The 20,208-nt window shown below is 72.4% G+C and carries 18 protein-coding genes and 1 pseudogene; 10 read left to right on the top strand and 9 right to left on the bottom strand.

Going from position 1 to position 20,208, the window contains the following annotated elements; genetic code table 11:
• The first annotated feature begins 69 nt into the window (after positions 1–69).
• Both ACIGXP_RS00170 and ACIGXP_RS00165 read left to right on the top strand, forming a co-directional pair.
• Positions 70–1,857 carry a M4 family metallopeptidase gene (locus tag ACIGXP_RS00170; protein WP_399762495.1) on the top strand — a complete coding sequence of 596 codons (1,788 nt, stop codon included), beginning with the start codon at positions 70–72 and terminating at the stop codon, positions 1,855–1,857.
• 441 nt (positions 1,858–2,298) lie between these two features.
• A complete protein-coding gene (locus ACIGXP_RS00165) occupies positions 2,299–3,516 on the top strand; it encodes an SGNH/GDSL hydrolase family protein (RefSeq protein WP_399763484.1) in 1,218 nt (405 codons plus the stop codon).
• A 46-nt stretch (positions 3,517–3,562) separates the two neighbouring features.
• Here ACIGXP_RS00165 and ACIGXP_RS00160 read toward each other — a convergent pair whose 3' ends face one another.
• From ACIGXP_RS00160 to ACIGXP_RS00150, 3 genes are read right to left on the bottom strand one after another with little or no spacing between them, the layout of a single operon-like run.
• Positions 3,563–3,916 (bottom strand): UBP-type zinc finger domain-containing protein, encoded by a 354-nt coding sequence (locus ACIGXP_RS00160; RefSeq protein ID WP_363219017.1) that lies wholly within the window; start codon positions 3,914–3,916, stop codon positions 3,563–3,565.
• Positions 3,913–5,373, bottom strand: a complete 1,461-nt coding sequence (locus tag ACIGXP_RS00155; protein WP_399762494.1) for an ATP-binding protein — start codon at positions 5,371–5,373, stop codon at positions 3,913–3,915. Before ACIGXP_RS00155 ends, ACIGXP_RS00160 begins: the two co-directional genes overlap by 4 nt.
• A gap of 13 nt (positions 5,374–5,386) precedes the next feature.
• A complete protein-coding gene (locus ACIGXP_RS00150) occupies positions 5,387–7,063 on the bottom strand; it encodes an FAD-dependent oxidoreductase (protein WP_399762492.1) in 1,677 nt (558 codons plus the stop codon).
• 280 nt (positions 7,064–7,343) lie between these two features.
• On the opposite strand from ACIGXP_RS00150, the gene ACIGXP_RS00145 reads away from it, so the two are divergent.
• Positions 7,344–8,210 carry a universal stress protein gene (locus tag ACIGXP_RS00145; RefSeq protein ID WP_363219014.1) on the top strand — a complete coding sequence of 289 codons (867 nt, stop codon included), beginning with the start codon at positions 7,344–7,346 and terminating at the stop codon, positions 8,208–8,210.
• 1 nt (position 8,211) lies between these two features.
• Here the strand turns inward: ACIGXP_RS00145 and ACIGXP_RS00140 are convergent, their stop codons facing one another.
• The 3 genes from ACIGXP_RS00140 to ACIGXP_RS00130 form a co-directional block, all read right to left on the bottom strand.
• Positions 8,212–9,432, bottom strand: a complete 1,221-nt coding sequence (locus ACIGXP_RS00140; protein WP_399762490.1) for a DUF4032 domain-containing protein — start codon at positions 9,430–9,432, stop codon at positions 8,212–8,214.
• Positions 9,433–9,501: 69 nt separating this feature from the next.
• On the bottom strand, positions 9,502–10,248 hold the full coding sequence (locus ACIGXP_RS00135) for an MBL fold metallo-hydrolase (protein ID WP_399762489.1): 747 nt from the start codon (positions 10,246–10,248) through the stop codon (positions 9,502–9,504).
• A gap of 79 nt (positions 10,249–10,327) precedes the next feature.
• The gene (locus ACIGXP_RS00130) at positions 10,328–10,957 is read right to left on the bottom strand and encodes an alpha-ketoglutarate-dependent dioxygenase AlkB (RefSeq protein ID WP_399762488.1); all 630 of its coding nucleotides are present in this window, start codon (positions 10,955–10,957) and stop codon (positions 10,328–10,330) included.
• Between the two features lie 119 nt (positions 10,958–11,076).
• On the opposite strand from ACIGXP_RS00130, the gene ACIGXP_RS00125 reads away from it, so the two are divergent.
• Positions 11,077–11,703, top strand: coding sequence for a TetR/AcrR family transcriptional regulator (locus ACIGXP_RS00125; RefSeq protein ID WP_399762487.1), 627 nt, complete (start codon positions 11,077–11,079; stop codon positions 11,701–11,703).
• 17 nt (positions 11,704–11,720) lie between these two features.
• Positions 11,721–13,394 carry an FAD-binding dehydrogenase gene (locus ACIGXP_RS00120; protein WP_399762486.1) on the top strand — a complete coding sequence of 558 codons (1,674 nt, stop codon included), beginning with the start codon at positions 11,721–11,723 and terminating at the stop codon, positions 13,392–13,394.
• 3 nt (positions 13,395–13,397) lie between these two features.
• Here ACIGXP_RS00120 and ACIGXP_RS00115 read toward each other — a convergent pair whose 3' ends face one another.
• A complete protein-coding gene (locus ACIGXP_RS00115; protein ID WP_363220566.1) occupies positions 13,398–13,745 on the bottom strand; it encodes a DUF488 family protein in 348 nt (115 codons plus the stop codon).
• Positions 13,746–13,910: 165 nt separating this feature from the next.
• Between ACIGXP_RS00115 and ACIGXP_RS00110 the strand changes: the two genes are divergently transcribed.
• The 5 genes and pseudogenes from ACIGXP_RS00110 to ACIGXP_RS00090 all read left to right on the top strand — a co-directional run bounded on the left by ACIGXP_RS00110 (position 13,911) and on the right by ACIGXP_RS00090 (position 18,643).
• Positions 13,911–15,335: a M1 family metallopeptidase gene (locus ACIGXP_RS00110; protein ID WP_399762485.1), complete on the top strand. Its 1,425-nt coding sequence runs from the start codon at positions 13,911–13,913 to the stop codon at positions 15,333–15,335.
• Positions 15,336–15,377: 42 nt separating this feature from the next.
• On the top strand, positions 15,378–15,539 hold the full coding sequence (locus ACIGXP_RS00105; protein WP_399762484.1) for a hypothetical protein: 162 nt from the start codon (positions 15,378–15,380) through the stop codon (positions 15,537–15,539).
• A 20-nt stretch (positions 15,540–15,559) separates the two neighbouring features.
• Positions 15,560–16,267, top strand: coding sequence for a response regulator transcription factor (locus tag ACIGXP_RS00100; RefSeq protein ID WP_363220783.1), 708 nt, complete (start codon positions 15,560–15,562; stop codon positions 16,265–16,267).
• Positions 16,264–18,124 (top strand): annotated as a pseudogene (locus ACIGXP_RS00095) (ATP-binding protein). Before ACIGXP_RS00100 ends, ACIGXP_RS00095 begins: the two are co-directional and overlap by 4 nt.
• Before the next feature lie 69 nt (positions 18,125–18,193).
• The gene (locus ACIGXP_RS00090) at positions 18,194–18,643 is read left to right on the top strand and encodes a DUF6098 family protein (RefSeq protein ID WP_363220785.1); all 450 of its coding nucleotides are present in this window, start codon (positions 18,194–18,196) and stop codon (positions 18,641–18,643) included.
• Positions 18,644–18,698: 55 nt separating this feature from the next.
• On the opposite strand, the gene ACIGXP_RS00085 is transcribed toward ACIGXP_RS00090, so the two are convergent.
• Both ACIGXP_RS00085 and ACIGXP_RS00080 read right to left on the bottom strand, forming a co-directional pair.
• Positions 18,699–18,950, bottom strand: a complete 252-nt coding sequence (locus tag ACIGXP_RS00085) for a WhiB family transcriptional regulator (protein ID WP_363220786.1) — start codon at positions 18,948–18,950, stop codon at positions 18,699–18,701.
• A 355-nt stretch (positions 18,951–19,305) separates the two neighbouring features.
• The gene (locus ACIGXP_RS00080; protein WP_399762483.1) at positions 19,306–20,193 is read right to left on the bottom strand and encodes a LysR family transcriptional regulator ArgP; all 888 of its coding nucleotides are present in this window, start codon (positions 20,191–20,193) and stop codon (positions 19,306–19,308) included.
• Between the last annotated feature and the right edge of the window lie 15 nt (positions 20,194–20,208).

The raw sequence follows: 20,208 nt of genomic DNA, 5'->3' as shown, positions 1-20,208 counted from the left end.
CGCCCAACCGCGTCACGCGCCAAGGCGGTTGGGGATCCCGGCTGCCTTCGAACGAAGGAACCCTGATCAGTGCGTAGACCGCACATACGCAGCGTCGCCGTCGCCATCGCGGTGACCACCGCTGCCACGGGCCTGGCCGGCACGGCCTTCGCGGGCTCCTCCACGGGTGCGGAGCGGTCCACGGCCGCCGCCACCACGAACGCCACGGCAGTGGTGGAGGCGGCGCGCACCGCGGCCTTCGCCCACGCCTCGGCGACCGCTGTGTCCCAGGGCGACGAACTGCACGCCCAGGACGTGATGCTCGACCCCGAGGGCGCCCGGCACGTCCGGTTCGTCCGTACGCACGACGGCATGCCCGTGCTCGGCGGTGACCTCATCGTCCACCTCGACCACAAGCTGTCCTACACCGGCGTGACCCGCGCCGCCGGACACGCCGTCAAGCCGGCCACCACGCAGGCCAAGCTGACCGCGGACCAGGCCGCCGACAAGGCCGCCCAGGCCGCGAAGGGCGACGCGGGCACCGCCCAGCTCGTCGTCGACGCGCGCGACGGCTCCTCCGCCCTCGCCTACCAGGTGACCGTGACCGGCCAGGACGGCTCCCACACCGTCGTCGTCGACGCCGTCACCGGCAAGGTGCGCAGCAACACGCCCGACAGCGACGAGTTCCTGTCGCCCAAGCTGCTCGAAAGCCTGCGCAAGCACGGTGAGACCGCCGACCCGGCCACCGGCATCGGCTCCGCCTCCGGCGAGTCCGGCCTGCTCGGCTCCGGCGTCTCCGGCGCCACGACGAGCTACCCGTCGGCCGCCAAGGGCACCGGCAAGACCCTCTTCGTGGGCAGCGTCGGTCTGACCACCACGCAGACCTCGCGCGGCCACTACCAGCTCAAGGACCCGAGCCGGTACGGCACCGAGACGCGCGACGCCAAGGGCTCGACCACCGAGAGGTTCGGCTCGGGCGCGAAGTTCACCAGCACCACCAACGTGTGGGGCAACGGCACGACCGCCAACCGCGCCAGCGCCGCCGCGGACGCCCAGTACGGCATCACCAAGACGCTGGACTTCTACAAGGCCACCTTCGGGCGCAAGGGCATAGCCAACAACAGCAAGGCCGCCCAGGGCATGGTCCACTGGGGCAAGAAGGTCGCGAACGCCTTCTGGGACCCGACCTGCAACTGCATGCTCTACGGTGACGGCGACGGCCAGATGTTCAAGAAGCCGCTCGTCGTCCTGGACGTCACCGGTCACGAGCTGACCCACGGTGTGGTGGACGCCACCGCCAAGCTGGAGCCGACCTACGTCGACCCCGACGGCAACCAGTTCGGTGAGCCCGGCGCGCTGAACGAGTCGCTCGCGGACATCTTCGGCTCCAACGTCGAGTTCTACGCCAAGAACGCCAAGGACACGCCGGACTACCTGATCGGCGAGAAGCTGGGCCTCGCGCAGAAGTTCCTGCGCCGCCTCGACCACCCCTCGCTGGACAAGCTCGAGGGCACGATCGACTACTGGGCGCCGCGGGTGCACGACGCCGAGGTGCACGCCGGTTCCGGTGTCTCCTCGCACGCCTACTACCTCCTCGCCGAGGGCAGCGGCAAGAAGACGATCAACGGCGTCAACTACGACTCGCCGACCTACAACCACGCCACGGTCAAGGGCATCGGCCGCACCAAGGCCACCGCCATCTTCTACCGGGCGCTCACCCGCTACATGGTCTCCACGACCGACTTCCACGACGCGCGCGTCGCGACGCTGAAGGCGGCCAAGGACCTGTACGGCGCGAACAGCACCGAGTACAAGACGGTGGACAAGGCGTGGGCCGCGGTCAACGTCACCGCCGCCAACACGCCGTCGCACCACTGACGGACAGCCGCACCACCGGATGCCCCGCCTTCGCGCGGGGCATCCGCATGTCCGCTCCCACCCGTGCAACCCGCTGTGTGACCATGACCCGTTCACCGGCTCGCGCACCCGTGTGGAAAAGATCTACCCGTTCCGGAAGCGGGCCTCGGAGTTCCGGAAGGTGCGGCTGGGGAACTGGTAGGGGAACGGCTCTACCTGCCCGTGGTGAGTGCGAAGACCGGCCGGCTGGAGGAGTGGATGCACCCGGACGACCTCGGCGAGACCACCCACCGTCACCTCTTCCCGCCGGCCGGGCGCCGGACCGCACGGGCGGGACGGGAAACCCACCGGGGTGCGCATCCGCAGCCTCGGCGGGACCATGACCTCCGTGGGGTACGCAGGAACGTCCCGGACGGTCCGCATGCCACCCGGCGGGTCCGTCACGCTGCGGGACTTCGCCCGGTGACCGGCCGGCTCGGACGCGTCTGCCGCGTCGTCGCCGCGCTGCTCACGGCCGTCTCCTGCCAGTCCGGACCCGCCCGGGCGGCCGCACCGGCGCCGCCCGCCGCACGGGCCTCCGGGGCCGTCACCTGGGCGGCGAGCGCCGATCGCATGGGCGAGGGCACCGCCGATCGGGGCTACCGGCTGATCGTGCACACCAGCGTCGGCGGCACCGGTCTGCGCGTCCGCGTCAGCAACGCCTTCGGCGACCGGCCGCTGACCCTGGACAGCGCCTACGCCGGCCTGCGCGGCAGGGGCGCCGCCCTGCGCCCCGGCAGCAACCGGCGGCTCACCTTCGGCGGCGACCGCACGGTCACCGTGCCCGCGGGCGCCGTCGTCTGGAGCGATCCGCTGCCCGGCAGCTGGCCGGCCGGCAGCGACCTGGCCGTCAGCCTGCACAGCCCGGACGCGGCCGGGCCGGCGACCGGCCACTGGATGGCGATGCAGACCTCGTACACCGGCCAGGGCGACCACACCGCCGAGGAGAGCGCCCGCACCTGGAGGCAGACCACCGGCTCCTGGTGGTACCTCGACGCCGTGTCCGTACGGCCGTCCCGCGCGGCCACCGGGGCCGTCGTCGCGCTCGGCGACTCCATCACCGACGGCTGGGCGTCCACCACCGACGAGAACCACCGCTGGCCCGACTACCTCGCCCGGCGCCTGCACACCGCCCACGCCCCCGTCCAGGGCGTCGCCGACGAAGGCTTCTCGGGCAACAAGGTGCTCGCGGACGGCGCCGGGCCGAGCGCCCTGAACCGGCTGGACCGGGATGTGCTGTCCCTGCCCGGCGTCCGCACCGTCTTCCTCTTCGAGGGGGTCAACGACCTCAAGGCGCACACCGGCGTCACCGCGCACGACCTGATCGCCGGGTACCGGCAGATCGCCCGGCGCGTGCACGCGGCGGGGAAGTGCGTGGTCGCCGCCACGGTCGGCCCGTTCGAGGGCTGGCCCGAATGGGACCCCGGCGCCGAGGCCGTGCGCCGGGAAGTGAACCGGTACATCCGCACCGGCGGCGACTTCGACGCGGTCACCGACTTCGACCGCACCCTGCGCAGCCCCTACGACTCCGCGCGGCTGCTGCCGTCCCTCGACGGCGGCGACCACCTCCACCCCAACGACAAGGGCATGCACGCGCTGGCCGACACCGTCGACCTCGCCAGGCTTCGCTGCGCCCGCTGACCGGAGCTGCGGCCGGGCCGGCGCGACCCGGTCGGCTCCGGCGCGATCAGCCCCGCAGTGTCTCGGCCCAGTTCACCGGAACGCGTCCCGCCGGGCCGGGCACGGGCTGATCGGCGGGATGACTGGCGGGCGGGGCCAGCTCGGGGCCCCCGGCGTACAACTCGTCCGTGGTGTAGTTCCAGAACCACTCCTCACCCGGCTCGAAACTCCGGATCACCGGATGCCCGGTGGCGCGATAGTGCGCGGTGGCGTGCTTCGCGGGGGAGTCGTCGCAGCACCCGACGTGCCCGCACTGCGCGCACCGCCGCAGATGGAACCACCAGCCCCCGGCCTCCTCGCACTCCACACATCCCGGACCGCTCGGCGGAACGCCCGGGTCGACTCCTTCGACAGTGCTCATACCGGTTCCTCCACTTCCTCCGCCGGAGTCCCGGCGGTCAGCGGCAGCAGCACCTGGAAGCGGGTGTCGCCGGGCACCGACTCCACGCGCAGGGTGCCGTGGTGCTTGTTGACGACGATCCGCCAGGAGATGTCCAGGCCGAGCCCGGTGCCCTGGCCGACCGGTTTCGTGGTGAAGAACGGGTCGAAGATGCGGTCCTTGATCTCGGGCGGGACACCGGGCCCGGTGTCCCGGAACTCCACCAGCAGCCGCTCGTGGTCGAGCCCGGTCCGCACGGTCAACGTGCCCGTGCCGCCGACGCTGTTCATGGCGGACACCGCGTTGTCGATCAGGTTCGTCCAGACCTGGTTCAGCTCCGCCGGATACGCGGGCACCGGCGGAACGGTGCGGTCGTACTCCTTGACGACCTTGATGCCGGGTCCCCTCTTGCCCGACAGCATCAGCAGGGTGCTGTCGAGGAGCTCGTGCACGTCCACCACACGGTAGGGGGCACGGTCCAGCTGCGAGTACTGCTTGGCCGCGTCGACGAGATGCGAGATACGGGTGGTGGAGTCCTCGATCTCGTTCATCAGCAGCTCGGTCTCGATGGTGTAGTTGAGCCAGCCCACCGCGCCCGGCAGGATCTCCTCGTCCACCGCCGCCGCGACCTGCTCCAGCCAGTCGATGTCGAGCCCGGCCTGCACGAAGGTGGGCGCCAGCTGCCAGCCGTGGTCGATCCCGTGGTCCTCCAGCCAGTCGGTGAGCGTGTCCTCCCGGTCGCTGGCCTCCAGCGGGCTGAGCACCGGCGCCTTCGCCACCCGCTCCGCGGTGCGCTCCTGGATCTCGATCAGGCCGGCCAGCGCGTCACGGGAGAAGGGCCCTTCGGCGATCACCCCGAGCTTGTGCCGCATCTTCGCGACCCGCTCGCGCAGGGTGGCAGTGGCCCGGACCGCTGCCGCCGCCGGGTTGTTCAGCTCGTGTGTGAGCCCCGCCGACAACGAGCCGAGCGCCAGCAGCCGCTCCCGCTGCCCGATCGCCGCCTGGGTGTTCTTCGAGCCGAAGAACAGACCCTCCAGCAGGTGCGTGGCCATCGGGAACCACTCGCTCATGACCTCCGCGAAGATGTCCGCCGGCAGCACGAAGAACCGCGTCGGCTCCGTCACCCGCATGGAGTTGTTGTAGACCTGCCGCACCCGGTCACCGAGGTAGGCCTGCATCGCGCCCGCGTACACGCCGCGCTGCGAGGTGCGGGTGACCTCCACGTCGTCGCCGGCGACCCGGCGGGACAGCACCACCGTGCCCTCGATCATCACGAAGAAGCAGGTGGCGGGATCGCCCTCGGTGTACACCGGGCCCGGCTCGAACAGTTCCACCCGTCCTTCGCTGCACAACCGCCCCAGCTGCTCGGGGCTCAGTTTCTCGAACAGGAACAGCGAGCTGATCTCCCGGGGGCTGCACGGCATGATCCGACCGCTCATGACTGCTCCCCGTTCATGACTGCTCCAGATACCGGTGGACGAGCATCACGGCCATGGCTCCCTCTCCTACGGCGGACGCGACCCGCTTGGCGGACTCGGCGCGCGCGTCGCCCGCCACGAACACCCCGGGGACGCTGGTCTCCAGGTGGTACGGCGCCCGGTCCAGTTCCCAGCCGGCCGGCGCCCGCCCGTCGGCGGTCAGATCGGGCCCGGCCAGGATGAACCCGCGCTCGTCACGCAGCACCGCATCCCCGAGCCAGTCCGTCAGCGGCGCGGCACCGATGAACACGAACATCCACTGCGCGTCGACCCGTTCGCTCTCCCCGGTCACCGTATGACGCAGTGTCAGCTGCTCCAGGTGGTCCGAGCCGTGCGCCGCGTCCACCACCGTGTGGGGGCGCACCGAGATGTTCGGCGCCTCGTTGATCTGCTGGATCAGGTAGTGCGACATGGAGGCCGACAGGTCGGGGCCGCGCACCAGCAATGTCACCGACTTCGCGCCGCGGGACAGATACATCGCCGCCTGTCCCGCCGAGTTGGCGCCGCCGACGATGTAGATGTCCTGCCCCTGGCAGGCGGCGGCCTCGGTCAGCGCCGAGCCGTAGAACACCCCGCAGCCGGTCAGGTCGGTGCAGCCGGCGGCCTCCAGCTGCCGGTACTGCACGCCGGTCGCGAGGATCACGCTGTGCGCGGCGATCGTCGAGCCGTCCGCGAACCGTACGACCCGGGCGGCGCCGTTCACCTCCAGTCCCGTCACCTCACGTGCGGTCAGGATCTCGGCGCCGAACTTGGCCGCCTGCCGCCGTGCCCGGTCGGTGAGCTGGGCGCCGGAGACCCCGTCGGGGAAGCCCAGGTAGTTCTCGATCCGGGAGCTCTGCCCGGCCTGCCCGCCGGTCGCCGAGCGCTCCACCAGCACGGTCCGCAGCCCCTCGGACGCCCCGTAGACGGCCGCGCCGAGCCCGGCCGGTCCGCCGCCGATCACGATGAGGTCGTAGAAGTCGCCCGCAGGCGTCGTCGCCAGGCCGACCCGTGCCGCCAGCTCGGGCGCCTCCGGCTCGACCAGCGTGGTGCCGTCCGGGGTGATCACCAGCGGCAGCCGCTGCCCGTCCTGTCCGGCGGCGGCCAGCAGCCGCTGCCCCTCCGGCTCCTCCACCGAGTACCAGCGGTAGGGCACCTGGTTGCGGGCCAGGAACTCGCGCACGTCCGAGGACCGGGCCGACCAGCGGTGCCCGACGACCTTGGTGCTGGGCACCGGCTTGTAGGCGCTGGAGCGCCAGGCCTGGAGCAGGTCGTCCAGGACCGGGTAGAGCTTCTCCTCCGGCGGGTCCCAGGGCTTGAGCAGATAGTGGTCCAGGTCGACCACGTTGATCGCGTCGATCGCCGCGTCGGTGTCCGCGTACGCGGTCAGCAGCACCCGCCGTGCCCCCGGATAGACATCGAGCGCCTGCTCCAGGAACTCGATGCCGTTCATCTGCGGCATGCGGTAGTCGGCCAGGATCACGGCGACCAGGTCACCGCGCAGCTTCAGCTCACGCAGCGCGTCGAGCGCGGACTCCCCGGACTCCGCGCGCACGATCCGGTACGACTCGCCGTAGCGCCGCCGCAGATCGCGGGCGACGGCGCGGGAGACTCCCGGGTCGTCGTCCACGGTCAGGATGACGGTCCGCGCTGCGTCGGCGGCCTGTGCCATACGTCTCCCACCCCGAGCGTTGGTTCCACGGGCCGGTGTCGTGGAGACCACCGCACCGGTTCCCCAGCCATCGTATGTGTGCTCGCCCCGCTTCGCCCCGGGATACGGCAGGCACCGCGATCACCCCGGGCGCCGCTCCCCGAGCACGCACAACTCGGCTCCGGGGAACAGGCGGCGGCTCGTGGAAAGATCGCCGAAGAGACCACCGTGCCGGTGCACGACGGTGCCCGACTGTGGGCAGCAGCACCACGACAGAGCGTCGAGGACGAGGAGGCCCCGCATGACACGCCCGATCACGGCAGGGGTGGACGGTACGGAGGAGAGCCTGGCCGCGCTGGACTGGGCCGGCCGGGAGGCCGTGCGCCGCGGGCTGCCCCTGCGCGTGGTGCACGCCTGGCGCTACGCCGAGGCGCTCGCCACCGCCGACCGGGACACCCAGCACGGATGGGTCTCGGAGGGCGTGACCCAGGCCGTGCGCGCGGTTTCCGAGCGGCATCCGAAGCTCGACGTGAGCGTGGACGTCGTCGAGGGCGAGCCCGTGCGCGCACTGGCCGGCGCGGCGGCGGAGGCCGAGATGCTGGTGCTGGGCTCGCGCGGGCACGGGCCTGTGCTCGGGTTCCTGCTGGGCTCGGTGGGCCGGCAGGTGATCGCCGAGGCGACCCGTCCGGTGGTCCTGGTGCGCGCCGGGGACCAGCCGACGGCCGAGGCCGCCGGGCGGGACGTCGTCGTCGGCCAGCACGGCGACCCCGAGGACAGCGCGGCCACGCTGCAATTCGCGTTCGAGACGGCGGCCGCCCGCGGCGCCACCGTACGAGCCGTACGGGCGTGGACCCTGCCCCCGGTCTTCGCCTACAGCCCCGGCTCACTCAAACTTCTCGACGACACGGGCGGTCTGGAGCCCTACGAGAAGGAGGCACTGGCCGAGGCGCTCCGGCCGTGGCGGCAGCGGTTCCCGGACGTCCCCGTGGCCGAGCACGTCGAGATGGGCAGCGCGGGCCAGGTGCTGCTGTCGGTGGCCGGCCGGGCCCAGCTGATGGTCGTCGGGCGCCGGTCGCACCGTACGGCCGTGGGCGCCCGGATCGGCTCGGTCGCGCACGGGATGCTGCACCACGCCGGCTGCCCGGTGGCGGTCGTCCCGCACGGCTGAGCTACTCCAGGGCGGCCCGCGCCTTCGGCAGGACGTTCTCGATGTAGTCCTCGACGGCGGTGCCGAGGCCTATGTCGTGCTGGGCGTGCTCGGACAGGTACCAGCGGTGTTCGAGGAGTTCGTGGTAGATCTCGGCCGGGTCCATGGAGCCGCGCAGCTGAGGGGGCACGGCCCGCACGGTGGGCCGGAACACCTCCCGCACCCAGCGGTGGGCGAGCACCTCGGGGCGGGCGGCGAGCGGGTCGCCGGGCGCGTAGTCGTCCTGGGTGGCCATCCAGCTCTCCAGGTCGTTCAGCAGCCGCCGCGCCTGGTTCTCCTCGGCGTCCAGGCCGGTCAGCCGCAGCAGCTGACGCTGGTGGTGGCCGGCGTCGACGACCTTCGGCACAAAGGTGACCGTGTCGCCGTTCGAGGAGTGCTCGATCTGCATCTCGGCCACGTCGAAGCCCAGGTCGTTCAGGCGGCGGATCCGGCGTTCGATGTAGTGGTACTCGCCCGCCGGATACACCGAGGTGCGGGTCAGCTCCTGCCACAGGCCCTGGTACCGGGTGCAGATCTCGTGCCCGAACTCCACCGGGTCCACGGACGGGTGCAGCGCCCCGGACGCCTCCAGGTCGAGCAGTTCGCCGCTGATGTTCACCCGGGCCAGATCCAGGTCGTACTCCCGCTGCCCGGGGCTCAGCCGGGGGTGCAGGTCGCCGGTCTCGGCGTCGACCAGATAGGCGGCGTAGGCGCCCGCGTCCCGCCGGAAGAGGGTGTTGGACAGCGAGCAGTCCCCCCACGCGAACCCGGCCAGATGCAGCCGGACCAGCAGCACGGCGAGGGCGTCCATCAGGCGGTGCATGGTCGCAGGGCGCATGGTCGTCTCGAACATCGAGCGGTACGGCATCGAGCCGCGCAGATGCCGGGTGATCAGGACCGGCTCCAGCGGAGAGCCCGAGCCGTCGGTGCGGCCGGTGACCACCGCGAGCGGATCGACGGCCGGGATGCCGAGCCGGTCGAGGTCGCGCAGCAGCCCGTACTCGCGCAGCGCCGGCCGCTCGGCCAGCTCCTTGACGGCGATCACCTCGTCCCCGGCGTGCGCGTACCGCACCACGTGCCGGGAGATGCCCCGCGGCAGCGGCACCAGGTACTCCTCGGGCCACTCCTCCAGGGGCACGTCCCAGGGCAGGGCGAGCAGGAGCGCGGGATGCTCCGGGTTGGTGGCGTTGATCTGCAAGGCCATGGCACGCACCCTAAGGCCCCGCCCGGGGCTTCCAGGAGACCCGGGGCGCGCCAGGAGTCCCGGGGCGTTCTAGGCGGCCCGGTCCCGGGCCAGCTCGGCCGCCGCGCGCACCGAGCCCCGGTGCACCGGCCCGTGTCCCGGCAGCAGGGTGTCGCCGTCGAGCGCGCCGATCAGCTCCAGGGAGGCCACGACCCGGGGACGCTCGTGGTGGAAGAAGTCGTGCAGGATCTGCGGGCCCTTGACCCGCGAGGTCGCGTGCCCGCTGACCAGTGCGTCCCCGGAGATGACGATCCCCGCCTCCGGCAGGTGGTAGACGCAGTGGCCGTCGGTGTGGCCGGGGGTGTGCACGGGCACGGGGCGGCCGGGCAGGTCCAGCGCGCCCTCGCCCGGGAACGGCTCGGGCGCGGTGACGGGGTTGTGGTCGGTGCCGCCCGCGCGGATCACGTGCACCGCCCAGGGCAGGACACCCGGCCGCCAGGCGTTGCGCACCACGTCGCCGATGGTGGCCTGCTGGAGGAAGTCCCGGCGCGCGTGCGGTACCTCGGCCGGGTGCAGAAGGACGGGCGTGCCGTGGGTGGCCCGCAGGTATTCGGCCGAGCCCAGATGGTCGTTGTGCGCATGGGTGATCAGCACGGCGGTGACCGCCTCCGGTGAACTGCCCACCTCCGCAAGGGACTGCAGCAGCCCCTGCCGGTCTCCGGGGTACCCGGTGTCCACCAGTGTGACGGCGTCGCCGTCCTTGAGGATGACCCAGTTGACGTTGTTGCCGTGCACCAGATAGGTGCCGTCGGCGACTTGGTGTACCTCTGCCCGCATGATCTCCCCGAGCCCTGTGCGGCCGATCGTCGGGGGACAGCCAACCAGATGTGCCGGTCCCCCGCACCGGCGGGTTAAGTCAGTGCACGCCGTGTGGCCGGAACTGGATGCTGATCCGCGGCCCCACCGCCCTGGTCGTCTTCGGTACGCAGTGCTCCCAGGTCCGCTGGCAGGAGCCGCCCATCACGATCAGGTCGCCGTGGCCGAGCGGCCGCCGCAGTGTCGTACCACCGCCGCCCGCCGGGCGCAGCAGCAGGTCCCGGGGTGTGCCGACGGACAGGATCGCCACCATGGTGTCCTCGCGGGCACCCCGCCCGATCCGGTCCCCGTGCCAGGCCACGCTGTCCCGGCCGTCGCGGTAGAGGCACAGCCCGGCGGTGGTGAACGGTTCGCCCAGCTCCTCGGCGTAGTGCCGGGACAGGGCGTCGCGTGCCTCGGTGAGCACGGGGTGGGGGAGGGGGTCGCACGCGCCGTAGAAGGCCAGCAGACGCGGGACGGCCACGACGTTGTCGTACATCTTCCGGCGCTCGGCGCGCCACGGCACGTCCGCCGCCAGGCTCTCGAACAGGGCGGCGGCGCCGCTCAGCCAGCCCGGCAGCACGTCGATCCAGGCGCCGGCGCCCAGCTCGGTCCGGCGCAGCCCTTCGAGGGAGCCGAGCCGCAGCTCGTCGGTCTGGTCGAAGAGGGAGCCCTGCAGGTGCGTGGACATGAGCCCAGCGTACTCCTTAATCGAAAATATGTTCCCACGATCATGTGTACGCGGAGCCCTTTCGATACATCGGTGTATCGGATACATTCGCGTATCGAACGGAAGGCGGCAGCCAGCCCATGGAAGACACCCCCAAGCGCGTCACCCGGCGCCGGGTACAGACCCGCGCCCGGCTGCTCGACGCCGCGTTCCAGGTCTTCGCGGCCAAGGGCTTCGGGCGTGTGTCCATCGAGGAGGTCTGCGAAACGGCCGGCTTCAGCCGCGGTGCCTTCTACTCGAACTTCGCCACGCTGGACGAGCTGTTCTTCGCCCTCTACCAGGAGCGCGCCGACCTCATCGCCGCCCAGGTGGCCGAGGCGCTCGCCCAGGACGGGCCCGGACTCGACGTGCCGGCCGCCGTGGACCGGGTCACCGAGGTGCTGCTGCTCGACGTGGACTGGCTGCTGGTCAAGACCGACTTCCTGGTGCACGCCGCCCGTGACCCGGAGGTCGCCCGGGCCCTGCTGGACCATCGCGGCCGGCTCCGGGAGGCGATCGCCGACCGGCTGTTCCGGGCGCGCGGCCACACCGAACTGCCCGCCGTGCTCGGTGACGTGAACGGCGCCGCGCACGCCGTGGTCGCCGCGTACGACGGCGTCACCACCCAGCTGCTGCTGGACAAGGACGTCGAAGCGGCCCGGGCCTGGCTGAAACAGCTGCTCACCGCACTTCTCACCGACGGCAGCAGCTCCCCGTCGAGGATCTGAGGAAGGACACAGTCGCCATGGACGCGGACGTCATCGTCGTCGGAGCGGGCCTCGCCGGCCTGGTCGCGGCGCACGAGCTCACCAGCCGGGGCCGCCGGGTGGCCCTGGTCGACCAGGAGAACGCCGCCGACCTCGGCGGACAGGCGTTCTGGTCCTTCGGCGGGCTCTTCCTCGTGGGCTCCCCGGAGCAGCGCCGTCTCGGCATCAAGGACTCCTTCGACCTCGCCTGGAACGACTGGCAGGGCAGCGCGGGGTTCGACCGGCTCGACGACGAGGACTCCTGGGCGGTGCGCTGGGCCCGCGCCTACGTCGAGTTCGCGGCCGGCGAGAAGCGCTCCTGGCTGCGCGGTCACGGCATCGAGCTGCTGCCGACCGTCGGCTGGGCCGAGCGCGGCGACCTCAGGGCGGGCGGGCACGGCAACTCCGTACCCCGCTTCCACATAGCCTGGGGCACCGGCACCGGTGTGGTCGAACCGTTCGTCCGCTACGCCCGCCGGGCCGCCCGGGAGGGACTGCTGACCTTCCACCACCGCCATCGGGTCGACGAGCTGGTCGTCGAGAACGGCACGGCACGCGGAGTGCGCGGCACCGTGCTGGCCGAGGACCGCTCGCCGCGCGGTGTCGCCTCCAACCGGGACCGTGTGGGCGATTTCGAACTCACCGCCCAGGCGGTCGTCGTCACCACCGGCGGTATCGGCGCCGACCACGACATCGTGCGCCGCCACTGGCCCGCCCGGCTCGGCACCCCGCCGGCCGAGATGGTCACCGGCGTCCCCGCCTATGTCGACGGCCGCATGCTCGACATCAGCGCCGCGGCCGGTGTCCGGCTGGTCAACCGGGACCGCATGTGGCACTACACCGAGGGCCTGCAGAACTGGGACCCGATCTGGCCCGGCCACGGCATCCGCATCCTGCCCGGCCCCTCCTCCATATGGCTGGACGCCCTCGGCCGCCGCCTGCCCGACCCCTGCCTGCCGGGCTACGACACCCTCAACACCCTCAGGTACCTGCGCACCACCGAGGACATAGCCGGATACGACCACTCCTGGTTCATCCTCACCCGGAAGATCATCGAGAAGGAGTTCGCGCTCTCCGGCTCCGAGCAGAACCCCGACATCACCGCCAGGGACCGGGGCGCCGTGCTGCGCGACCGGCTGCTCGGCAAGGGCGCGCCGGCACCGGTGCAGGCCTTCCTCGACAGGGGCGCGGACTTCGTGACCGCGGGCAATCTGGAGCAACTGGTCGGGAAGATGAACGCCCTCACCCGCAAGCCGCTGCTGGACGCGGCCGAGGTGCGCCGCCAGATCGAGGCCCGCGACCTGCAGATCGCCAACCCCTACAGCAAGGACTCCCAGGTCCAGGGCATCCACAACGCCCGCCGCTACATCGGTGACCGGCTCGGCCGGGTGGCCGCGCCGCACCGCATCCTCGACCCGGCCGCGGGCCCCCTCATCGGTGTCCGGCTGCACGTGCTGACCCGCAAGACCCTCGGCGGCATCCAGACCGACCTCGACTCCCGCGCCCTCGGTACCGACGGCACACCGATCGAGGGGCTGTACGCGGCGGGCGAGGTGGCCGGCTTCGGCGGCGGCGGGGTGCACGGCTACAACGCGCTGGAGGGCACGTTCCTCGGCGGCTGCCTGTTCTCGGGGCGGGCCGCGGGACGGCACGCGGCCCGGCACACGGGCTGAGGCTCAGCCCTTCAGCAGCTCCAGCAGCACCTGCGCGTGGCTCTGCTCCGGCCTCTTGGACGCGGTCAGCAGGGTCACGCGCTTCGTGCGGGCCGCCTTGCGCAGGCCGTCGAGGAGTTCGGCGGCCTCGGGACCGCCGAGTTCCGTCTCGTAACGGTGGCGGAACTCCTCGTACGAACCGCCGCCGTGGTACCACTTGCGCAGTTCGGCGGAGGGCGTGAGCCCCTTGGGCCACTCGTCGACGTGCGCCTCGTCCTTGGCGAGGCCGCGCGGCCACAACCGGTCGACCAGCACGCGCAGCCCGTCGTCGGACTCGGGCGCATCATAGATCCGGCGCACACGCACGCTCACGGTCTCACTCCCTCCCGGGACGGCGGACGGTGATGCGAGCGTAACCCGGTGGCGCGGCGCCCGCCGGGCGGCGACGCGACGAGACTTGACCGCGACAAGAGCGAATCCGGGCACCGGCGCCCCTAGTCTGTCAGCCGATCACCCGCCACCTCCCGAGGAGCGCTCGTGACGCCACCTTGCAGACAGCCCGCCCGGCGCCGTACCGCCGTCCTGCGCCGCGAGGCGGTGCTCGCCACCGTTCCCGTCGCCGTGGCGGCCCTGCTCGGCGCCACCGGGCCCGCGGCGGGGACGGCCGGCGCGGCCGGGGCGGGCGACCCCTACTTCCCGCTCAGCGGCAACGGCGGCTACCACGTCCGGCACTACGACCTGACGCTCCGTTACCACAGCGACGCTCGTGAACTCGACGGCAAGGCCGTGCTCGCCGCCCGCGCCACCCAGAACCTCAGCCGCTTCGACCTCGACCTCACCGGACTGGAGGTCACCGGCGTCACCGTCGACGGCCTGCCCGCGGCCCTCCGGCGCCACGGGCAGGAACTCGTCGTCACCCCGCGCCACACCCTGCGCGCGGGACGTGACTTCCGGGTCACCGTCGCCTACCACGGCACCCCGAAGCCGGTCACCGACCCCGACGGCTCCGCAGACGGCTGGATCCCCACCGACGACGGCGCCTTCGTCGCGGGCGAGCCGCAGGGCGCGATGACCTGGTTCCCGGCGAACAGCCACCCCAGGGACAAGTCGTCGTACGACATCACGATCACCGTCCCGCAAGGGCGCACGGCCGTCGCCAACGGCGTCCTGCTCGGACAGCGCACCGCGCACGGGAACACGACCTTCCACTGGCGCGAAACCCAGCCCATGGCCGCCTACCTGGCCACCGCCACCGTCGGAACGTTCAAGGTCGAGCAGTACACCACCCACGACGGCATCCACGTGTACAACGCCGTCGACCCGCGTGAGGCGAGCCGGGCCGCGCCGGTGCTGAAGAAGCTGCCGTCCGTCCTGGAGTGGGAGAGCACACTGTTCGGGCCGTACCCCTTCCGCTCCGCCGGGGCGATCGTCGACCACGCCCCGGACGTGGGCTACGCCCTGGAGACCCAGACCAGGCCGCTCTACGACTCCGCGCCCGACACCGACACCCTCGTCCACGAGACCGCCCACCAGTGGTTCGGCGACTCCGTCTCGCTGACCGCCTGGAAGGACATCTGGCTCAACGAGGGCTTCGCCACCTACGCCGAGTGGCTGTACGACGAGCAGCACGGCGGCGACAGCGCCCAGGAGTCCTTCGACGCCCTCTACGCCCACCCCGCGAGCGACCACCTGTGGGACTTCCCGCCCGGCGACCCGGGCGGCGGCGAGAACATCTTCGACACACCCGTCTACGCCCGCGGCGCGATGACGCTGCACGAACTGCGCAAGGCCGTCGGCGACCGGGACTTCTTCCGGATCCTGCGCGCCTGGGCGACGGAGCACCGGGGCGGCCACGGGACGACGGACCAGTTCGTGCGGCTGGCCGAGCAGATTTCGGGCAAGCGACTGGACGGGCTGTTCCACACCTGGCTGTTCACACAGGGCAAGCCCAAGAACACCTGAGTACTCACCAGTTCCAAACAAGTGCCGGCCAAGGTCGACACCATGGTCCAACGCAGAACCGCCGTCGCGCTCCTCGCCTCCCCGCTGCTGCTCACCGGCTGTGCCGGCGTCGCCAAGGCTCCTGTGAAGGAACTGCTGCGCACCCTCGGCCCGGACCGGCATCCGGTCGTCGTCATGGGGTACGCCGACTGGCTGGCCGGCTGAACCGCCCAGGATCCGAACTCGTGTGCGCACACGTGCTGGTCGCCGAGGACGACGAGAAGCAGGCCGAACTGATCCGCCGCTCCCTGCTGGCCGAAGGACACACCGCCACGGTGGTGCATGACGGCGCCGCCGCGCTCGCTGCCGCCCGCCGGCTCCGGCCCGACCTCGTCGTCCTGGACCTGATGCTGCCGGTCGTCGACGGTTTCGGCGTGTGCCGGGCGCTGCGCGGCGGCGCGCAGGACCCGGAGATCCCCGTGGTCATGCTCACCGCCCGCTCCGCCGAGGACGACGTCTTGCTCGGCCTCGAACTCGGCGCCGACGACTACATGACCAAGCCGTACAGCCCGCGCGAGCTGATGGCCCGCATCCGCACGGTCCTCAGACGCAGCGGGCGCGGCGTCGGCACCCGGGACGACGACCCCGTTGTACGGGCCGCCGGGATCAGCGTCGATCCCGTGCGGCACGAGGTGCGCTGCGACGGCGTCCCGGTCGAGTGCACGCCCGCCGAGTTCCAGATCCTGCTGGCCATGGCCGGGGAACCGGAACGGGTGTTCACCCGGCGGCAGTTGCTGCAGTGCACCCGTGGCTTCGACCGGGCCTCCACCGAGCGGGCCGTCGACGTGCACATCATGAACCTGCGCCGCAAGATCGAGACCGACCCGCGCCGCCCGGCACGGCTGCTGACCGTGTTCGGGGTCGGCTACAAGCTGAGCGGCGCGCGGCCGTGAGGCGCCGGACACCGGCGGTCCGCACGAAACGCCGGATCCCGCTGCGCAAACGCCTCCTCGTCCGGTTGCTGTTCGTCTCGGTGCTCATCGCCAGCTGCTCGGTGGCGGCCACCGCCTGGCTCGCGGTGACGACCACCACCAGCGCGCTCAAGGAGGAGCAGGGCCAGGACCTCGCCGCGGACAACAGCATCCTCGCCCGGCTCAGCGGCTACGCCGCCACTCACGCCGACTGGTCGGACGTCGGGCACACCGTCCGCGCGCTGGCCGCGAAGACCGGCCGGCGCATCGCCCTCACCACCGCCGACCGCACGCTGGTCGCCGACTCCGCACCGCGCGGCACCCCGTTGCCGCCCCGGTCCGCCGCCACCGTCGATCCGCTGCGCACCGACACCTACACCGAGAGCGGCGCTCAGCTCAGCGGCATCGACCCGCGGGCGGTCGGCCCGTACCGGATCACCGCGCGCGAACGCGCCGAGCTGGACAAGCTCGCCCGCGCACGCAAACAGTGCTACGCGCTTCGGCCTCCAGGCCACGATCGTGCGGGCCCCGAGCGGACGGCCCGTGGTTCCCCGCCCGGACGGCGCGGAGGCCTCCGGCCATGTCGCTGCGCAGTGCGAGGACGGACGGCTGAACACCCCCACACCGACCGAGCAGAAGGCCCTGGACACGCTGAGCGAGGGGGCCCGTCCCTGTCTGAGACGGGCCGGCCTGGACCGCGGCGCCCCCGTGTTCCTCACCTTCGACCCCACCGGCAACACCCCCCTGGGCGGCGGGTATCCGATTGCCCAGTACGCCAAGCTGGGCAGCACGGCGGCCGGCCGGACCGTCCAGACCTGTGTGCTCGGCGCCCGGCGCACCCAGCTGGAGTCCTATGTCGCCCCGGTGGCCGAGCTGTTCCTCGGCATCGGTGACCGGAATCCCTCACGCTTCGACATGTCCCCGGCGAACAAGGCCAAGGTGATCGGCGCGGCCGGCCTGGTCCTCGCCGTCACCGTCGCCGTGACCGCCGTCGTCGCGATCCGGCTGGTACGGCCGCTGCGCGCACTGACCGAGGCCGCGCAGCAGCCACCCGAACGGCATGTACGGGTGCCGGTGACCACCCGGGACGAGACCGGCATCCTCGCCGAGGCCTTCAACGGCCTGGCCGAGCGCCGGGAACGCCTGGAGGCCCAGCGCAAGGCGATGGTCAGCGACATCGCGCACGAGCTGCGGAGCCCGCTCACCAACATCCGCGGCTGGCTGGAGGTCGTCCGGGACGGGGTCGTCGAGCCCGACCCGCCCCTGCTGGACTCGCTGCACGAGGAGGCGCTCGTCCTGCAGCGGATCATCGACGACCTGCAGGACCTCGCCGCCGCCGACGCCGGCACCCTGCGGCTGCACCGCGAGCGGCTGCGCGCCGGCGATCTGCTGGACCAGGTCGCCGACGCCCACCGGGTCGCCGCCAAGGCCGCCGGGGTCACCCTGTGTACCGAGGCCGACGCCACCGCCTGGCTGGACGCCGACCCGGTACGGATGCGGCAGGCCCTCGGCAATCTGGTCTCCAACGCGCTGCGGCACACCCCGGCCGACGGCACGGTCACGCTCGCCGCCCGCCGGGACGGCCCCGATGTCGTCCTCACCGTCACCGACACCGGCACGGGCATCGCGCCCGAGGATCTGCCGCACGTCTTCGACCGGTTCTGGCGCGCCGAGAAGTCCCGCAGCCGCCGCACCGGCGGCAGCGGCCTCGGTCTGCCGATCGTGCGGCACCTGGTCGCCGGCCACGGCGGTACGGCGGAGGCCGGGAGCCGGCCCGGCGGGGGCGCGGTCCTCACGCTGCGGCTGCCCGCGGCCGGCCCGCCCGCCGACGCCACCTGACCGTCTCCGGTTCCCCGCGCCCACCAGGGGTACTCCGGTCCCGCGGCGCAGTGAGAGGGAGGTCGTGCCATGAGCGCAGAGGAGGACCTGCCGGTCCTGTCCACGCTGGGCGAGGTGGCCCGCCTGGTGGACACGCACCAGGGCCTGTACGTGCGCTGGTCCCGGGGACCCGGCCCCGACCTCACCGACGCCTCCAGCACCGACGACCTCACCGGCGTGCCCATGCCGGGCCTGTCCGCCAGTCCGCTCGACGTCGAGGACTGGTGGGAGGACCGCTCGGTGGAACTGTGGGTCGCGCGCCGGCTGTACGACTACGCGCACCTGCCGCACGACAAGGGTCCCGGCGTACGTCCCTGGGTCCTGCGGGGCAGTGAGACGGGCCGGGGTCCGGACAACGAGCCGCTCGTGACCGATGTCGAGCCGTTGTGCTGGATCGCCGACGAGGTGATCGACGCGGCGAGGACCGAGGTGACCCGGCAGGAGCGGGAGTGGGGGACCCTGCGCCGCGGTGGCCGCTGAGAGCAGGGCCTCTCGCAGTGCGGGCGGCCGAGCCCACGGGGCTCAGGGGTTCCGGTCAGCCGGAGCGGGGATGGGAGCGGGCGCGGCGGCGCAGTGCCCGGCGTTCGAGCTCGGTCGTCCCGCCCCAGATGCCGATGCCCTGGCCCGTCTCCAGCGCCCAGTCCAGACACTGCTCCCGGACGGAGCAGTCCCCGCAGACCGCCTTGGCGTACTGCGTCTGCACCTGCGCCGGCCCGGTGGTGCCGACGGGGAAGAACAGGTCTGGGTCCTCGTGACGGCACGCGGCATGGTCGCGCCAGTTGTCCATCGAAGTCTCCCGGATCGGATCGAAGTCGTCCGTGCCTGTCGAATGCGTACGTCGGACTCGGGTGACCGGACGGGACGGTGTGAAACGGCGTATCCGGCAGGGGTTCGCGTGACGGCCGCGATCCGGTCACGGGCGCGCGTACGGCCCGGGACGAGCCGTACGCGCTCAACAGGCCGGGGCAGCGGGGCGGATGGGCCACCGGCCGCACCGAGGACACCCGTGCCCGACCGGGCACCGGCGGCGCAGACGGGGCGAGGACCCCCGGTGGGACCGCCGTGCGCCGCGCCACCGCGCGACCACCGTACTGCGCGGGGCGCTTGCGGCGCTGCGAAACGGCTGGAACGAGTTGCTCCGGTCAGCGGCGCAGCGCCTCGGCCGCCGTCGCCGTCACCGCCTCGGCCAGTGCCGCCAGCGCCGGGGAGTCGAGCTTCCACTGCTGCCAGTACAGCGTGACGTCCATCCAGGTGCCGGGTGCGAGCAGCACCAGCCGCCCCTCGGCCAGCAGCGGTTCCGCCTGGACCTCCGGCACCATGCCCCAGCCGAGCCCCGCGGCCACCGCGTCCAGGAAGCCCTCGGAGGTGGGCACATGGTGCCTCAGCCGGCTCGCGGACCCGCGGCCGAGCCGCCGTGCGAAGGCGTCCTGGAAGTCGTCCTTGCGGTCGAAGACCACGACGGGCGCCTCGGGCAGGGCGTCTTCGAGGGGCCGTCCGCCGAGCCGGGTGCGGTGCAACTCCGGTGCGGCGACCGGCAGATAGCGCATCCGCCCGAGCACACGCACGGTGCAGCCCGGTACCGGATCGCGCGCGGTGGTCACCGCCGCCATCACCAGGCCCTCGCGCAGCAGGGCCGCCGTGTGGTCCTCGTCCTCCCGGTGCAGTTCGAAGCAGAGTCCCGCCACCCGGGTGAGCGCGGGCAGGAACCAGGTCGCCAGCGAGTCCGCGTTCACTGCCACGGACACCCGCGTCGGCTCTCCGGCACCGCTGAGCCCCAGCTCGCCCCAGGCGTCCTGTTCCAGCCGGGCGAGCTGCCGCGCATACCGCACCAGCACCGCGCCCGACTCCGTGGGCCGCACCGGTTTGGTGCGTTGCAGCAGCACCCGGCCGGTGCGCTGTTCCAGTGCCTTGACCCGCTGGCTGACCGCCGACGGGGTCACGTGCAGGGCCGCCGCGGCGGCGTCGAAGGTGCCCTCGTCCACCACGGCCAGCAGAGTCCGCACCTGGTCGAGGGGAAGATCTGTCATCACACGGGCTAAGGATAG

It is taken from the genome of Streptomyces sp. NPDC053069, from assembly GCF_044546895.1.
Lineage (GTDB): Bacteria > Actinomycetota > Actinomycetes > Streptomycetales > Streptomycetaceae > Streptomyces.
The sequence above is the reverse complement of the archived record's forward strand: the minus strand, read 5'-3'. Positions and strand labels throughout refer to the sequence as shown.

Coding starts and splice junctions, on each gene's coding strand:
- ACIGXP_RS00140 (WP_399762490.1), bottom strand. CDS start 9,432: ATGGCCTTGCAGATCAACGCCACCAACCCGGAGCATCCCGCGCTCCTG.
- ACIGXP_RS00135 (WP_399762489.1), bottom strand. CDS start 10,248: ATGCGGGCAGAGGTACACCAAGTCGCCGACGGCACCTATCTGGTGCAC.
- ACIGXP_RS00090 (WP_363220785.1), top strand. CDS start 18,194: ATGAGCGCAGAGGAGGACCTGCCGGTCCTGTCCACGCTGGGCGAGGTG.
- ACIGXP_RS00105 (WP_399762484.1), top strand. CDS start 15,378: ATGGTCCAACGCAGAACCGCCGTCGCGCTCCTCGCCTCCCCGCTGCTG.
- ACIGXP_RS00160 (WP_363219017.1), bottom strand. CDS start 3,916: ATGAGCACTGTCGAAGGAGTCGACCCGGGCGTTCCGCCGAGCGGTCCG.
- ACIGXP_RS00120 (WP_399762486.1), top strand. CDS start 11,721: ATGGACGCGGACGTCATCGTCGTCGGAGCGGGCCTCGCCGGCCTGGTC.
- ACIGXP_RS00125 (WP_399762487.1), top strand. CDS start 11,077: ATGGAAGACACCCCCAAGCGCGTCACCCGGCGCCGGGTACAGACCCGC.
- ACIGXP_RS00145 (WP_363219014.1), top strand. CDS start 7,344: ATGACACGCCCGATCACGGCAGGGGTGGACGGTACGGAGGAGAGCCTG.
- ACIGXP_RS00085 (WP_363220786.1), bottom strand. CDS start 18,950: ATGGACAACTGGCGCGACCATGCCGCGTGCCGTCACGAGGACCCAGAC.
- ACIGXP_RS00155 (WP_399762494.1), bottom strand. CDS start 5,373: ATGAGCGGTCGGATCATGCCGTGCAGCCCCCGGGAGATCAGCTCGCTG.
- ACIGXP_RS00150 (WP_399762492.1), bottom strand. CDS start 7,063: ATGGCACAGGCCGCCGACGCAGCGCGGACCGTCATCCTGACCGTGGAC.
- ACIGXP_RS00130 (WP_399762488.1), bottom strand. CDS start 10,957: ATGTCCACGCACCTGCAGGGCTCCCTCTTCGACCAGACCGACGAGCTG.